The organism is Streptosporangium sp. DT93 (assembly GCF_049844535.1).
Lineage (GTDB): Bacteria > Actinomycetota > Actinomycetes > Streptosporangiales > Streptosporangiaceae > Streptosporangium.
Genome location: NZ_JBNCLF010000017.1, coordinates 122,266 through 137,935 on the forward strand (window position 1 = coordinate 122,266; position 15,670 = coordinate 137,935).

Sequence of the window (15,670 nt, forward strand, 5' to 3'; positions counted from 1 at the left end):
ATAGTCCGGGAGTCTGACCGTGAGCAATCCCCCCCACCGGCAGCAGAGCCTTTCTGATCGCCACATTTCGGCGCTAGTCGAGGTCTTGCGCGTGTTACCGAAAGGCAACTGGACGACCTACGGTGAGATCGCGAAGCTTCTTAACACGTCAGCGATCGTCGTCGGCCGCTATATGACCGATTCAAGGATCCCCAATCCATACCGCGTGCTTAATACGCGAGGAGAGATCGCCACGGGCTTTCACTGGGGTGAACACGCTCGTAGCGATGCTCCCCAAGATTTGCTGGAGCGTGAGGGGGTTGCCTTCAGTGCAGAAGGCCGCGCCGCCAAGGATCAGCGGGTGAGCGCAGCGCAGCTTCGCGATCTTCTTGGAGACCGACACGATGAGGTCCTTGGCCCAGTGGCGCGACGTACACCCGCAGACAGACGCCGCCGTCCAGTGATCCGGATCCAGCCCCTTCCTAATGACGACGGCGTAGCCGCAATGGAACAGGCCATCAAAGGTCGTGCCGATCTTCGTAAGCATGAGTACGGGACGAACGGCAGGTTACTCTTTGCCGCCGAGCTCATCCTCGACATCTCCGACATTCACACGGTCGCTGCCGAGGCGCTGATAGACGGCGGCGAGGACAAGTCATGTGATTTTCTGTATGTAGACCCTGACGCCGGACTTGTGGTCTTGGCCCAAGGGTACGAGGCCGAGCAGACCAACAAGGATCGAGCCCCACAGAAAAAGGCCGCGAGTCTCCATCAGGCCGCAGCCTGGATATTCACCCACGATATCGCGCAGGTGCCTCAGCGGATACGCCCTGCTGTCGAGCAGGTCCGCCAGGAAATTACTGACGGCATGATCCGGGAAGTCCGCATTTGGTACGTCCACAATTTACCGGAGTCGAAGCACGTCGCCGACGAGCTCGCGGCCGTCGAGACTCTGGTGTCGACTGTGCTCGATTCCGCGAAGACGGAGGTCGATGTACGGGCCGAAGAGATCGGGCGAAACACCTTAGCGGCGTGGTACAGGACATCCGTGACGCCAATCCTCGTGACCGAGGAATTTGGTGTGGACGTGGAATTTTATTTAGAAACTGATGGCCCTAAATGGAAAGCGCACTCGGTAACAGTCCCCGCGAGCTGGCTGCAAGGCAAGTACTGGGAATACGGCGACCGGTTGTTCTCGGCTAATGTTCGCGGGTTTCTCGGCAAACGCAAGAAGGTCAATGCGGATATCAGGCGCACCTTGAAGCATGAGCCATACAACTTCTGGATATTCAATAACGGAGTAACCGCGCTTGTTAACGACGCGAAATACGACCCCAATGCGAAACGGCTCCTCATCAGCGGGTTGTCCATTGTTAACGGAGCACAGACCACAGGCGCCCTAGGAGAGTTTGAGGACTCGAACGCGCTAGCGGACGCGTGGATCCCAATGCGGTTCATCACCTGCGCGGACCGTACTACGGTCCGCGATATCATCCGTTTCACTAACCAACAGAACCCGACGGAACCATCGGATTTCCGCAGCAATGATGCGGTACAGCGCCGCCTGGTCAAGGAATTCGACGAACTTGGGGTGACCGGCTACACCGGCGGCCGACGTGGGATCGAGCCGCGACGAACTAGCGACCTTGATGTCGAGACCACATCAGCGGCCAAAGCGCTCGTAGCGTTCCATGGCCAGCCAGGAATCGCACTCCACTCGCGGGGTCGCATTTGGGAGGATGACGCGCTCTACGGGCGGCTCTTCTCAAGTGCAACCAGCGCATCACACATCCTATTTTGCTGGGGGCTGTTGCGCGCGGTCGAGCAGCATAAAGGATCGCTGCTCGGGAAATCGTTGAATGAGCTGCCCACCGGCAAACAGAATCAGCGGGAATTCTTCAATCGGCGAGGCTCGATTCCGCTTATGGTCACCGCCGTGGGTGACTGCATGGAGGACCTACTTGATCGCAAAATAACACATTCATTCCGCCTCAAATTTCATACACATCTATCCGCCGCTGAAGTGATCGGCGCCTGGCGACCCGTCGTAGCGAAGCTAGCACCGTTCGCGCATCATGAACTCGGCCGCGTACTTGATAAGGGCGCACTACCGCGCGACTTCGACAGCAAGGATCTGTTGAAGGGGTGGAGTATGCGGGTACAGCCGATCGCAGGCGATTGGAAAGACTTACGCGATGCGCTGCGCAATCAAATCGTCGGCTGGCGCTGAGTTCTCGTGTCTACCTCAGTATGGGGCTGAGCTGGAGATTGCCACACCCTCAAGTCACTGATACACATCAGGCTACTGAGCCGATCATAAGTTTTGGTACGTGCTGGGTGGCGGTGGGAGATCGAGTTCTGGCGGGCGCATGCTGGGGGTATGGCCAGAAAAGGTCGCAGAGCGACGTTCGAGGAGAAGGTCTTCGTCCTCCGGTTGCTGGAGGGGGGCATGTCACCGGATCGGGTGGCCGATGCGCTGGGGGTGGGTGTCGACGTCGTTCGAACCGTGACCCCCTATCGCCAGATGAAAGCTGACCCCTGTCGTGTACTTGATTGTTACTGGTCGTTGCTGGGATTGGCCGCTGGCACGCGGCCGAGGTCACGGTTTTTGAGGCGGTAGCTGTCTCCCTTCAGACTGATGACTTCGGCGTGGTGGACCAAGCGGTCGATCATGGCGGCGGCCACGACATCGTCGCCGAACACCTCTCCCCAGCGTCCGAAGGGCTTGTTGCTGGTGACGACCAAACTGGCCCGCTCATAGCGACTGGAGACCAGCTGGAAGAACAGGTTGGCCGCTTCGGGTTCGAAGGGGATGTAGCCGACCTCGTCCACGATCAGCACCGGGATCCGCGACAGTTTGATGAGCTCACCCTGCAGCGTGCCGGCGGCATGAGCATCAGCCAGCCGGGCCACCCATTGGGCAGCGGTGGCGAAAGCGACCCGGTGGCCGGCCTGACAGGCCCGGATTCCCAGGCCGATGGACAGATGGGTCTTGCCGGTGCCGGGCGGGCCGAGGAAGACCACGTTGTCCTTGGCGGTGACGAAGTCCAGCGTGCCCAGATGCGCGATGACCTCGCGTTTGAGAGAGCGCTGGTGGTCGTAGTCGAAGTCCTCCAACGCCTTGCGGGCCGGGAAGCGGGCAAAACGGATCCGGGCCTCGCCGCCGTGTGATTCCCGGGCGGCAACCTCGCGTTGCAGGCAGGCGGCCAAGAACTCCTCGTGCGTCCACGATTCGGTCCTGGCCCGCTCGGCCAGCCGGTCGACGGAGGCCGCCAGGGACGGGGCCTTGAGTACCCGGGTCAGATAAGCCAGCTCGGCCGCGACGTTGCGACCGCTGGTCGCGGTGGCGCTCGTGCCGGTCGCGGCCATCACGCCACCCCCTCGATGCCGAGCAGCGCGTCGTAGTCACTCAGCCGGCGCTGCTCGACCTCAACCTCAGCGGGGGCCTCGGCTGTGGCCAGGGTCGTGGCAGTGCGCAGGCAGGTGCGGCGCATCTCAGCGGCCACCTGCGCATGCAGCGCATCGGTGATGGTCTGATGCGGCGCCCAGCACCGCCGGTGGCGGGCCACCACCTGCCCGCCGCAGGTCACCGTGACCTCCTCCAAGGAGGCGACCACCTCCACCAGACGGCCGATCACCGACGGGTGCACCGAGTAGTCACACGAGGCGATTCGCACGTAATGATCACGCGCCAGCCGGGTCGAGGTGCGCCAGCCCACGGCCGGAGCCACCGGCGGCAACGCCACCATCGCCGCCAGATCGGCGTGCAGCCGATCCAGCGGCCGGCACTGGATGCGCCGGTGATGGCGGTCGTTGGCCACCGGCAGCCAGTCGGCCAGCTGGGCGTTGAAGTCCTGGGGTGAGGAAAACTCCCTGCCGGGCAGAAACGAGGTCTCCAGATAGCCGTTGGCCCGCTCGACCAGCCCCTTGGCCTCGGGATCACCCGGACGGCACTGCGCGATGCGCACCCCCAGCGCTCCGCGAAAGGCGTTGGCGTCCGCGGTGAGCTGCGGTTTGCCGCCCCGCCACTGGCCGATCGCGGACTCGTTGTCCCACACCAGCGTCTTGGGCACCGCACCCAGCCCCGACAGCAGCGCCCAGTGCCCGGCGAACAGGTCCCCTGCGGTGCGTGAGGGCAGCATCCGGGCCGTCATCCACCGCGAGTATCCGCTGACGATGACCAGCACCGGCGGGCTGGCCAGGTGTCCGGCTCCCACCGGCACCTTCACCGGCGGGAACCACAGATCACATTGGGCCAGCTCACCGGCCTGATAGGTGGTCCGCGACGCCGGATCGACCGGCTTGAACTGCGGCCGCAGCACCCGGATCCGGTCTTTGAGGACCGTGAGCGAGCGCTCCCAGCCGATCCGCTCGGCAATCACCGTCGCGGGCATGGTCGGAAACTCTGCCAGCAGCGATCGGATCTGCGGCTCGGCCGCGTCCACGATCGATCCCTTGCTCGGCCGCTCGTACTTCGGCGGGCTGTCGGCCGCCAGCGCCCGTTTCACGGTGTTCTTCGAAATGCCCAGATGCCGAGCGATCGCCTTGATCGGCATTGTCTCGGCTCGATGCAACCGGCGGATCTCCGCCCAGTCCTCCACCTTGATCACCCTCCAGAGTGACTACAAGGGGGTCACTATTCGGCCGTCGCCAGGGGGTCACCGTTCGCGCGTCGTCAACACCTGCTCGGAGGCAGTCCCATCCTCGATACATCTCGCCGTCTCGATCGCCCATGCAGAGAACTTGAATGACCTGCACAATTTGGCAAGGACAATAGAATCGGCCAGCTCAGGATGCAGGGTCCGGTCTCGGGGAATCACGTCGGCAACCGTCTCGTGGACTAGCCAAAGCTTGTTCGGCGAGCCGAGCGTGCCTGCGCCAGTCAGCGTTGTGGGCGACGTGCAGAGGTCTTTCTTGTGGCTGGCGTTGAGTTCGGTCCTGCACGCATCTAGGGCGGCCGCGAACCGTTGCTGGCGCGGGAGGTCGTGCAGTGCGTCGGGGAAGCCCGGGTAATAGAGTGCCACCTCGGTGGCTGTATCGACCTTGGTCGCCAGTTCCCTTGCACTCGCGCCAGCGCAGCGCAGGCGGACCAGCGAGTTGACGGTGAACGCCTTGCCTCCCAGTTTGGTCGCCATCGCCTGGGCGTCTGGCCGCGAGGCGAAGCTGGAGTGCAGGAGGCCCTCCGCGTCTAAGGTGTCGGCAGCGAAGGTCGCGAGCGCAGGGCTGACCGGGATCGCCAACGACCCGACTGTGGTGCACACTGGTCGCTTTGCGCGGCCTGTTGTCGCTTGGGTCGGCCAGCACGGCTCGTTACGAAGCAGTCGATCAATCTCCTCGCTTAGAACAGGAACTGTGGACGAGTCGGCAGACTGCGGGTTGAAGGCGAGGAAAGCCTCGGCGCCGAATTCAGCGAACAGGCGCTCGGGGAGCAGTCGAACGGCGAACGCGGCGGATTGCTGGAGAAGCCAGGCGTTCCAGTCGCTGTTTTGGGGATCGACAAGCTGGCTGCGGTCCTCGGTCATCTCGAACGGGGCGCTGATGCTGAATACGAATCCCGTCCGCGACCGCTTGGCACCGATCGGGTAGTAGAAAATCCCGGACGTACGCAGGTCCAAGCGACCGCGCCGAGTCCGGACTGAGACGCCCAATCGGATCCGGCCTCCTGAAACCCGGAAGTAGCCGGGCACATTCGGCCTGGGGAGCCCGGCTGGCGGCATCAGGACATGCTGATACTCCATCTCAGTGATCGTTTCAGGCGCGTGGCCTAGCGACAGGCCGTGCTCCTGCAGCCGGGCAGTCCGCCTTATCAGATTTGGGCCCGACGACCCGGCGCGGGCAGACTGCCGCCACCGCAACTCGTGCCCAAGACGTACGGAGCGAAGCACTACAGCCTGCAGATTTTTCCCTCGCCCGGGATGCGCCAACTTGATGAGCGTAGGCGCGAGCTCGCCAGCAATGGTTTTCAGCGCCTCGGCCTCACGACGCTCGTCAAAGGCCCGCAGTGACCCATCGTCAACCTGACGATACGGGACCACAAGGGTCACCCCTGGCTGGGCTCGCGATTCCGGATGGGCCAGCGGTGCAGCCAGCGCTCCTTCTGAGCGATCAAGGATCGTGTACCAACCCCCGGACATGATGTGGATACGGTCCCCGAACAAGAACAGAGATCGGAGACCGAAGTTCTTCGACCCGATGCCGTTGGTCTTCGGCTCGACACGGTCAGCTGCACCCGGTACCAGACCGTGGCCGAGCATTACGCTCAGTCGTTTCCACCCCGCACGGTCGATGGTCTTCCCGCTGCCACGGACGATGACAGCATCCGAGCCGAACTCGATTACCAGTTCGGCTCCTCCTGCGTCGTACTCGTTCTGCACCAGCTCCCGCAGAACGTCCGCCGCGGTATGGCTGCGCGCGAACTCGGTGAGCACGCTCGCACCGACGCGGAACCGGAAGTCGAGGTCCGCAGAGTTAGCGGGGATTGGGGATTGATCAGGCACGTCTGTTTCCATCAAACCGCTCCAGGGATGAGGATGATGATGCCAGGCCTGCTGGCAGAAACGGTCACCCGACCATCCTGGGACACTGCATGTCGTTTCGGAGATCGCCCTGGATTGCGGGGACAATCATGGAATCACGCTCCGCTCTACGGCCGTACTGGTAGAGCGCTACCAGGGCCGCCAACGCGACGATCCAGCGCGCGTTCCTGATTCTCAGGAATAAGACTTCGTACCCTATACGACGGCGGAGGACTCGCCGTCGCTACCTGATCGCCGGGTCAAGCCGCTCCGCCGCGGCGTCCTGAACGTCGAGATCCTCCGCCGGGTCGTCACGAAGCAGAGCGAGCCTTTCCAGGGTTACATCGTGGAGCGGCGTCAGCGTGGCAGCCAATCGGCGCGTCATACTCTCGCAGTCCCATAATCCTTCCTCCGCGTACGGTGCCGCGGAGGAAGGATCGATCCGATGGATCGCTTCGAGGATCTGTCTTCGCAGTGAGGAGATCCGCGTGGTCCGCCAGGCCTCCCCCAGGATTGGCAAGCTGTCCAGAACCGGAAGCCTGGTCAGCGCGTCCACGAGGGCGAACAGCGAGCGCGGCCACTTGTCGTTCTGGACAATTGCCGTGACCCCATCCACGAGTGCTGGCGCGTCGCCGAGGGTGCCGTGCTTGGCCAGGATGCGGTAGCCGTGCTCCATGCCAATGTTGGGCTTGGCGACCCATGCGCGGGCCATGGGTAGGAGCTTCTCCCCGAGGCTATCGATCACGGTCGTCGTGATTGAGCTGTGGGTGATGGGGTTCTTGCTGTACAGCTGTTGCACCAGCCGAAGGGCACGCAGGTCGCCTCGGTTCCCCAACTCCACGAGCGCGCCGTTCACCGCGGGGCCGGTCCCCGTCGCTATGCCGTACAACTCCTCATCGGAGAGGTGTTCCAGCGAAGGCCTTGGCCGGTGCCGAAACTGCCGGCGATGTGCTTGCTCGTTCTCATATGCCTGCGCGATACGAGGCCGAGCCTGGATCCAGGCTCGCATGGCGTCGTTATCTGGTGACCCCAGGATGTCGGGGATCGACTCGTCATTGTCGATCTCGCTGAGCAGCATCTCATCGAGCCCCTCCATCAGGGTCGGGTCACCGAGGAAGAACAACGCGCCCAGCGCTTCCTCCCAGTTGGCGCCCTTGCATACATAGCGATGCAGGTGCTCTCCGGCGCGCCGATACCCGAGCTGTACCAGCGTCATCAGCACGTCGATCGCGAGAGAAGTCGGCTCACACCCGTTGCCGGTCGCCTCCGTCTCGAAGAGATGAGTAACGATCGGGTCGAAAGGCAGACCCAGGTCCACGACGAGCCGCGCGTAGTAGAGGCCACGAGATTCCATGGAGTCACCTCGTGGATCTCGACTGATGCAGTCGTAGACGAGGTCTCCGGCGCCGCTCTCCTTCAGCGCCTGATGTACGGCTCCGCCCAGTCCGCGCTGTAGCCGGCCGTGGAGGCTGTCGGCAGACTCCATGATCTCGTAGGTCACGTTGGTGAAGATTGCATATTTCGAGGGAAATTACGAGACCAGATCGGCGGCATTCCGTATGCCTGTAGTTTCCCGGGTCCGGGACGACCAGCTCGCGGTAGCCGGAGTCGATGATCCGCTGTCGGAGCCAGTCCGCGATGACCTTTGGCCACATTTGAGGGCACCCGAGAGCAACTGACCAGATTCCGCCGCGGATCCTCAGCCCGCCGAGAAGAGCGTGATGGGCTGCATCGACTTGTCGACGAGCCATGGGCCGACGGTCAGCACCCGAGGATCGAGCGAGGCAGAGTACTGATGCCAGGAGTCGGGTGAGTCCCTCAGGTCGAAGGCCCAGCTAAAGCGGGTTGCCGTGAGAAGCGCATCAAAGCACTCGCCAATCGCGTCAGCCACGACGACCGGGTCGTCTAGCGCCGAAAACGACAGGTCAACGTTCGAGGGACCATCAAAGCAAGCGAATACGATGTGATCTTGTGCCCGAGAACCCTGGATGTGCCAGTCCTTCCAAAACTGCACGGTATCCGCACCGCCGCGCACGCTGAAGGTCGCGTGCCAGAAGTATCCCTCCCGGCCGGTTACAGCAGTGCCCTTCTCGTACTGATTCGCCCAGGGGCGGCGGGAAAAGTGGAGGCGGAACGAGGTGTCATATTGGTTCTCAGCATGCTTAATCAGCCGCTGTGCTGTTGGGTGCGCCTCGCGCACCCAAGCATCAACGATCGGATCCGCTAGATCGGGCTTCGGCCAGTAGCAGTCGTTGAAAGACGTCACAGCCCGAAATGTTCCTTTCTCGAGGTCGCGGAGCATCTGCTCGACGCGGGCAAGATCATCAGTGTGCGGCCGGCGGCAGTGGCCGATACGGTGCCGGATCTGGCGCAGTTCTTGGGTCCGGCCCATCCACGCGGACTTCTCGATCAACGAGCCCTTGAAGAGCTCCCACTTCGCGTCGACGAGGCTGAATAGGTCAGCCAGGTCGAGGTAGGCGAGGATCAGCTCCGCATCGGGACTGGTCATGTAAGCCAGCTTCGCCTCGTTCTCAGCGAACCGTCGGGCTTTATCGGGGATCTCGTCCAGCCACTTGCTGCCGTACTTCGCGCGAAGCTCGACGTAGGCCAGGGAGCGCAGCCAGGTCTCGAACTGCCACCAGCGGGCATGCAGAGCTGATGCCTCGGAGGGTACGTAGTTACGCCATGCGCTAGCGAGGGCGTTCTGTGTCGCTGCTGGAAGCCCGTCCCATGGACGCTCTCTGGTCATGCGACGAACATAGCGATGACGGCACCGATCGACCTTCCATTTCAGCAGTCACGGCATTCAATGCTGGTGGAAGTTGAGGGCTCGCAGCACGGCTTCGCTGTCCACGATGATCCGCGATACCTGAACCCGCAAAGCCAGGTGTGCCAGGCGTTCGTGATTCGAACAGCGGGTCACGTCCAGTGGGGTGATGTACACACCGCCTTAGACGGCAGATGCTCCCAGAAGGAGACCTGTGAGAAGTTCACCAGCCGCCGCCCCGGTTATCCTGGCGCGTTCGGCCCTACCCAGTCAGCGCCGTAGTTCAAGATATGCGGCGCGGACGGCGTTTATGGTGCGCTGCCACCATGACCGGCGTGGCCTGATTGGAAGAGGTTTGGCCAGTGCCGCCCGTACGGTTACGCAGTCGCGCCGCACGGTGTCCTCAGACGTGATCAGAACGAGCAATGCATACGCGCGGAGCACGAGCGCGGCGGTGTGCCGATCGGTTTCGTCCATGAAACCGTGAGCGATGAAGTTCCGAACGTTGGCTCCGTCTGACAGAAGAAATGTACGGAGGAAGCGTTCCCAATCCGGATCGAAGCCGTTAGCGGTGAGGTGATCGAGGAAAACTCCCAGCCCAGGGAACTGCCCAGCTGCGTCTCCGACTGCCGTGCGATAGACGGGCTCGTTCAGTTCTAGGAGCAAGGCACGGGCTGCCGCCTCGATCTTGGGTGCTGCAAGATGGGCGCTGGCGGCGTATTCGCCTATCCAGTACAACCGTAAAGCCTGGGCGAGCGTCCGCGCTAGCGCAGGATGAGTGTCGGGGTAATTATCATCGATGAAAGTTTCTAGATCTTTGAGCTCGGGTACGCTGAATCGCGCCCGGGTTAGGTCGAGCGCTTTCGCGAGAAGGGTTCCGTAGATGCCGACACTTGTAGACTCAATCCGGACGAGTTCCTGCTTATACGCCTCATCATCGCCGGTGACGACTTTCCTCGGAAGGTCATTTCCGCTATAGAGCGTAACTCTCGCGATACGGAAAACAATAGATTCGTTCAATGCTGCCTTAGCAGCGGCCTCATTGCTGACATGATTTCCGCTGGGTGAGTCGGTGGAAAACCACTCTACCAGTGCATCCCGCCAGCCCTGAGCATATCGGTAGCTATGCATGAAGCGGTTGACGAAAAAAGCCGGGTATTCAATCTCCGTTTTGATCGTGCTCCATTTGACGGGCGGCGCGGCCTGTAGTCGGGAGACCGCTACCCGCTCAAGGTCGGATATCCCCAGCTGACGCGCCGTCGACGCCGCCTCGTTGAGATGGAATCGGATGGTAAGACCGTCAATGGCCTTGTCCGCCTCGGCGAGCAAAGCCTTTATCTCAACTCGGCTCGCGTGCTCGGCGCGCGCAGGATCACCTGCCGAACGCTTTCGTATCAGTGCAGCCAGATTTTTGATGACGAGCGGCTCGGTATAGGTGAGCAATGCTCGATCCAGGAGAGCGTTTGCTCGAAGGGCTACCGATGGCGCGTTACCCTTCCGTTGCGGTGCGGTCAGCGCCTCCAGCAACGGGACAGCCGCATAGGAATCTTCGACACGAAGCACCAGGTCATCGGCCATGTCCACCATGGCTGATGCTATTTTCGCCTCAAGGACAGTGGAGCCGACCGAGCGCACCAAAGTCCACGCCCGCAACAAACCAAGGCTCTGTTCTCTGCGTTGCAGACTACCGCCAACGGCGGCGAGGTAGGCGCGCGCGGCTCGTTCCGCGCTGTCTCGGCCGTTCTTCGCTATGCGCAAGGTAAACACAATGTCAGCGCAGCGTGCCTTTGCCACTGGATGCGATACCACATCCGCCAGGTCGGCCCACAGCAGTCGCACTTCTTCATCAGCATCACGCAACGCGCGCGGGTAAAACGAATGGCCATCAAGAGGGCTCAACGAAGCTCCAGGCTGCGCGGAACCACTATCGTCGATCTCCAATAGATAGGAGAAAGTGTACTGTAACTCCCGCACGGCTACCGGGTCCAAGGGAGGCACACACGTAGCGGCAAGCTGACGTATACGAAGACTCACCTTCAGGAGGTGAACTACTCCCTCACATGCTTGATCGACAAGCCGCGCCAACTCGGCGACACAGGCGGGATCATGCCGGTACGGCATGATCCCTGGGGACTCCTCGATAGCTTCGACCTCCATTGCCGCACAGTCAATCAGATGCGATACCTTCGTCGCCTGCCCTTTAAACGCTGCAGCGCCGCTTCCAGTGCTAATGACGGTCGGGTGGCCACAGGTGCAGACCCCGCCTTACATAACCACATACCACCGGCTTGTACCTACCGCCCGATCAGGCTTAGACCCCGTTGACGAGGCGTCTGCCCCTGCCTACGGATCACAAGTTAGGGGTTTGAGTCTTCCTGGACACGCATAGCTAAACAGCTCGCGAACGATATTCGAGGTCAAGGCGCACATGCGGTAGCGACTTCGAACCGCCCTTTGGATTACTGTAATGACATTACTACCAATGAAAAATTCTTACGACTGTTTGCGAACAGCACCACTGGTGAACCACTGGACCAGAGTGACGGCCGCGTGCAGGGCAGTCTGCGCGGCCTCCTGAGTGGCAGGCTTCATCGACGGGCCAGCATGCCGGTCTCTCTGCCCGTGCCACAGCAGACCGATCAGCGCAATCACGGCTTCGAGCGAGGCGGGCTGGCCTGACTTGTCGTCGATGGCTAAGTTCCACTTCGCTTGGGTGCTTTTCATGTGCGCGAGTGCCTTGCCCAGCGTCGCTATGCCGTCGTTCGGGATAGTCATAGGGATGACCACCGCTTCAACGGCCTTGACAGCCTCACTGTAGGCCACAGTTGGATCGGGTTGAGGTCCATATGCCGCCCCCCATGCCTTCCGCAGATGTTGGGCGGCATCACTGGGCGCGTCCTTGATGACGGAAAGAGCGGCCGCGGTAACCATCACGTCGACCCGCCGGGTAAGCCCATCTAGGGTGTCGTTGACCCGCCACGCTGAGCCGCCTTCTTTGAGCATGGTGTTCAGGTCCATCACTAGAGCTACCCAGTAGTTGAACACTATGCCTTCGACGCCGGGAGGGCGCTCGTCAATGCGCCACTTGCCCAGATCCAATGTGGCGTCGATCGCCTCAAGGAGGTCTTCGCCGGTAAGGCTTACAATCTTCTTGCCACCCTCCGTTGAGACGATGTCCCGTCGACGGAGTCGTAAGCGCAACATCTTTTCGACGTCGTATTCTTCGCTGGAGAAGAGCATTTTTGCGAGCCATTGTTGAAGCGGCTCCAGCAGGTAATCTGGGGTGCTTTCAACTAACGTGCGTTCGCCGGCCTGTGCAGCTACGCGCTCCCTAAGCGGACGCCAGGAGGCAGTCATGTCCGTCACCTTAACAAATATAAAGGACATCCGAATCGATGTCTGACTCGATTGAGACGGCAAGCGAAAGCGAGACCTCTACTGCTCCTGAGGTTTGTCGATGGTTCACGGCGAGAACATTTCCTATCCGAAGATAAATAAGCCGTAAGTCGACGACCTGCAGCCTCACAGGTACAACGAGGACACAGTACCGAGAAGCGGCCAGAGACGACAGGACATAATGAGAAATGGGCCAGCAACCCAGGGGAGTGATCATTATAGACGTCCAACTGTTGGTCGATGCAGCACAGCAAGTGCGGGATATGCGCGGGATGATCTTGCAAATGATTCAGGTTACGTGAGGCGTTTGCGCAGTTCAGGCCGCACAGTCCGTCCGTACCGCCGCCGCTCTCCTAAAGCGGGTGTCGAATGTTCGAATCATTCCGGGGCACTCTTCTAACCTTGCGATCTGCCCCTTGACCTGAGAGTTCTTTCCTGAAGCGGCATACGCCCCTGTGAAGCATGGGGCATCTTGATAGGAAGCTTATCGGGATGCTCCTTGTCATGATCCCGTACGCGATTCGCTCGTCGATCTCGTACCTCATCCGCTTCAAGCATCTCGCACTCAGACGCGCACGTCCGCGGTGTGAGCGTGCCCACGGCTGCCCCCCACCTCCACCTTGAGCGCCGTCCTGGCCCTGCGCACGCTGCGGTCGCTTTTCTTGATCGACTTCACCGGCCAGGGCAGTGTGATCTTCACCTCGTCAACGGTCCTGGACGGGTCGGAGAGCGCGAGCCGTACCCGCTCACCTGCGCGGTGGACCAGCAGGGTGCAGGGGCCGTCGACGGTGAGCGGTCCGTCGGGGGTCTCGACGGTTCCCGCGCGCCAGAAGACGGCGGCGATCATGCCGTCGCGCGCGATGGCCTGTACCGCGGCGGAGTTGGCGAGGATGTCGATCCGCCCGTCGTAGGCCTCCATCTGGGTGATGGAGGCGTCGGGCAGTACGGCGTAGGCGTAGCGCGCCTTGCGGGGGTCGACGCCGTGGTCGATGAGGATCGTCGTGTAGTGCCTGGTGACAGGGGACGCGTCACCCCCGGTGGTGGCGCCCTTGTCGATGTCCCGCCAGCGGCCGGTGCGCTTCGTGCGGATCACCTTCGCGTCGGCGCCATCGAGCAGCGCGTAGCCGGCCACACCGTCCAGGTGGATCCAGCCCTCGCCCCGGGTCAGCGGCGGATGCCCGTCGTGGGTGTTGCGGTTCTCCACGACGGTCTCGATGCGGCGGCCGTCGGAGGCGGTGATGCCGGCGCCGAGGGCGATCACCGCGTCGTCGAGCAGGAACCACGCCTTCCTGGCCCGCAGCGAGGACCCACCGGCGACGAGTCTCATCGCGGCCACGCCGTACTCGCCGTCGAGCGCCACGCCGCCCGCCCACGGGGTGGGAGGCAGACGACGGTGCTCGTGCGGGAGGTCGGCGCGCCTGCGGGTGTCGACCGTCGTGCCCGGCAGCCGGTACGGGTCGATCGTGGGCCACAGGTCGTCGTTCCAGTGGGTGAGGTCGCCGGTGTAGAGGTAGGTCATGCCGTCGCCGGTGTACCAGCCGTGCAGGTTCTCCCGGTTGATGGCCTCGGCGGCGCCGATGCGCCGCGAGCTCATCGCGATCGCGTACGCCCAGGTGGGGCGGCGGTGCACGACCCGGTCCATGTCGGCGAAGACGTACGTGCCCGTCGTGCGCGGGCCGACCGGCACCGACGGGTCGGACAGCAGGGCGGTGGCCCTCGCGATGCTCGCCGGCGGTGCGAGCGTGCCGTAGGGGACGGCCTGGTTGCGGGTGAGCCAGCCCTTGACCAGCGGTCGCCAGCGCCGGGCGTGATGCTCGGGTGCCGTCTCCAGCAGGGTGAGGACGGCCTCGACCGCCTTCTGTCCCGAGTGGTGGTCGCGGTGGCCCTGCACGGAGATCTGCCGGCCGCGTACGCAGTCCATCATCAGCCCGTCGAAGACGAACGGCACGAAGGAGCGGTCCACGAGGTCGTAGACGTTGTCGATCCCGGTGATCTCCCACGGTGACCCGGAGAGCATGGCGATCAGCTTGGCCACGCTCTCCAGGTAGTCCACGCCGTAGCTGCCGTTGTAGGGGTACACGTCGTGCTGGATGAACGATCCGTCGCGGTAGAAGCCGTCGCCCGGGCCTCGTGTCGGCCGCAGCAGGTCGGAGACGGCGTTCCTGGCCCGCCTGACGAGGCGGGCGTCGTGGGTGAGCACTCCGCGCATCGCCACCGCCATGGCCTTGCCCGCGCGGTTGGCGCCGGTCTCGACGACGCCGGGGTGGCTGACGCGGCGCTCCGGGTCGGGGCACCAGCGGCGCAGGGGGCGCAGCCAGCGCTCGACGCGGTCCGGGGGCAGGCCGTCGTACAGCAGGGCGCATGTGTCGGTCAGCGCGCGGGGGACGCCGATCTCCCACCAGAACCAGTTGCTGCCCCGCCGGTCGAGCCCTTCGTGGTACGCGTGCTCGTAGAGGAAGTCCAGTGCCCTGACGGCGGTCCGGGCGACCTGGCCGTCGTGGTGCATGGCGGTGCCCGGGGTGGCCCAGGCCAGTGCCAGGGTGCGCATGCGGTTGTAGGAGCGGTTGAAGTTGCCCGTCCGGGGGTTCGACAGCGGCAGGTCGGGCCACAGGCTCGGGCGGCCGGCGGCGGGTCTCAGCTTGCGCAGCACCGCGTTGGCCGACCCCTCGAGCGCCTGTGCTCTGTCGGTGTACGTCCTGTCGGTACGAGCGGGGTCGTACGACCCGCCGGCCAGCAGGTTCACCCACCGCTCACGCGCGGCGTCGAACGTGGTGGCGCCGATCGCCTCGGCCGGTCGCTCCCACAGGGCGAGACCGGCCACTGCCGCGGCGCTCAGCAGCGCGGACCGCCGGCTGAGGGGGTGGGTCATAAAGGCTCTTCCGGCGTAGGACAAATATCAGACGAAAAGATCCTAAGTCGACATGCGGATGGATGGTCCGGCTCTTCTGCCGGTGAGTGGGCGTACGGACGTCGCTTTCCACACGAACGGGCTCTCGGACGGGCACAGCACATC

Annotated in this window: 9 protein-coding genes; 1 reads left to right on the top strand and 8 read right to left on the bottom strand. The window is 62.9% G+C overall.

Annotation, left to right across the window (positions count from 1 at the left end):
• Window positions 1-19 precede the first annotated feature (19 nt).
• The gene (locus ACLQ2R_RS30550; RefSeq protein WP_386310551.1) at window positions 20-2,209 is read left to right on the top strand and encodes an AIPR family protein; all 2,190 of its coding nucleotides are present in this window, start codon (window positions 20-22) and stop codon (window positions 2,207-2,209) included.
• 326 nt (window positions 2,210-2,535) lie between these two features.
• On the opposite strand, the gene istB is transcribed toward ACLQ2R_RS30550, so the two are convergent.
• The 8 genes from istB to ACLQ2R_RS30590 all read right to left on the bottom strand — a co-directional run bounded on the left by istB (window position 2,536) and on the right by ACLQ2R_RS30590 (window position 15,526).
• Entirely contained in the window at window positions 2,536-3,348 is an 813-nt protein-coding gene (gene istB, locus ACLQ2R_RS30555) for an IS21-like element helper ATPase IstB (protein WP_425964450.1), read from the bottom strand.
• Window positions 3,348-4,589: an IS21 family transposase gene (istA, locus tag ACLQ2R_RS30560; RefSeq protein WP_425964451.1), complete on the bottom strand. Its 1,242-nt coding sequence runs from the start codon at window positions 4,587-4,589 to the stop codon at window positions 3,348-3,350. Before istA ends, istB begins: the two co-directional genes overlap by 1 nt.
• Before the next feature lie 48 nt (window positions 4,590-4,637).
• The gene (locus ACLQ2R_RS30565) at window positions 4,638-6,488 is read right to left on the bottom strand and encodes a hypothetical protein (RefSeq protein WP_425964453.1); all 1,851 of its coding nucleotides are present in this window, start codon (window positions 6,486-6,488) and stop codon (window positions 4,638-4,640) included.
• Between the two features lie 250 nt (window positions 6,489-6,738).
• On the bottom strand, window positions 6,739-7,995 hold the full coding sequence (locus ACLQ2R_RS30570; protein ID WP_425964454.1) for a hypothetical protein: 1,257 nt from the start codon (window positions 7,993-7,995) through the stop codon (window positions 6,739-6,741).
• Window positions 7,996-8,193: 198 nt separating this feature from the next.
• The gene (locus ACLQ2R_RS30575; RefSeq protein ID WP_425964456.1) at window positions 8,194-9,243 is read right to left on the bottom strand and encodes a Swt1 family HEPN domain-containing protein; all 1,050 of its coding nucleotides are present in this window, start codon (window positions 9,241-9,243) and stop codon (window positions 8,194-8,196) included.
• Window positions 9,244-9,531: 288 nt separating this feature from the next.
• On the bottom strand, window positions 9,532-11,202 hold the full coding sequence (locus ACLQ2R_RS30580; RefSeq protein WP_425964457.1) for a DUF7380 domain-containing protein: 1,671 nt from the start codon (window positions 11,200-11,202) through the stop codon (window positions 9,532-9,534).
• 552 nt (window positions 11,203-11,754) lie between these two features.
• Window positions 11,755-12,618: a hypothetical protein gene (locus ACLQ2R_RS30585; protein ID WP_425964459.1), complete on the bottom strand. Its 864-nt coding sequence runs from the start codon at window positions 12,616-12,618 to the stop codon at window positions 11,755-11,757.
• 604 nt (window positions 12,619-13,222) lie between these two features.
• Entirely contained in the window at window positions 13,223-15,526 is a 2,304-nt protein-coding gene (locus ACLQ2R_RS30590) for a polysaccharide lyase 8 family protein (protein WP_425964461.1), read from the bottom strand.
• Window positions 15,527-15,670 lie beyond the last annotated feature (144 nt).

Bases quoted from the DNA above. Each gene is read 5' to 3' on its own strand.
- istB (WP_425964450.1), bottom strand. From the start codon at position 3,348: ATGGCCGCGACCGGCACGAGCGCCACCGCGACCAGCGGTCGCAACGTC.
- ACLQ2R_RS30565 (WP_425964453.1), bottom strand. From the start codon at position 6,488: ATGGAAACAGACGTGCCTGATCAATCCCCAATCCCCGCTAACTCTGCG.
- ACLQ2R_RS30575 (WP_425964456.1), bottom strand. From the start codon at position 9,243: ATGACCAGAGAGCGTCCATGGGACGGGCTTCCAGCAGCGACACAGAAC.
- ACLQ2R_RS30585 (WP_425964459.1), bottom strand. From the start codon at position 12,618: ATGACTGCCTCCTGGCGTCCGCTTAGGGAGCGCGTAGCTGCACAGGCC.
- ACLQ2R_RS30590 (WP_425964461.1), bottom strand. From the start codon at position 15,526: ATGACCCACCCCCTCAGCCGGCGGTCCGCGCTGCTGAGCGCCGCGGCA.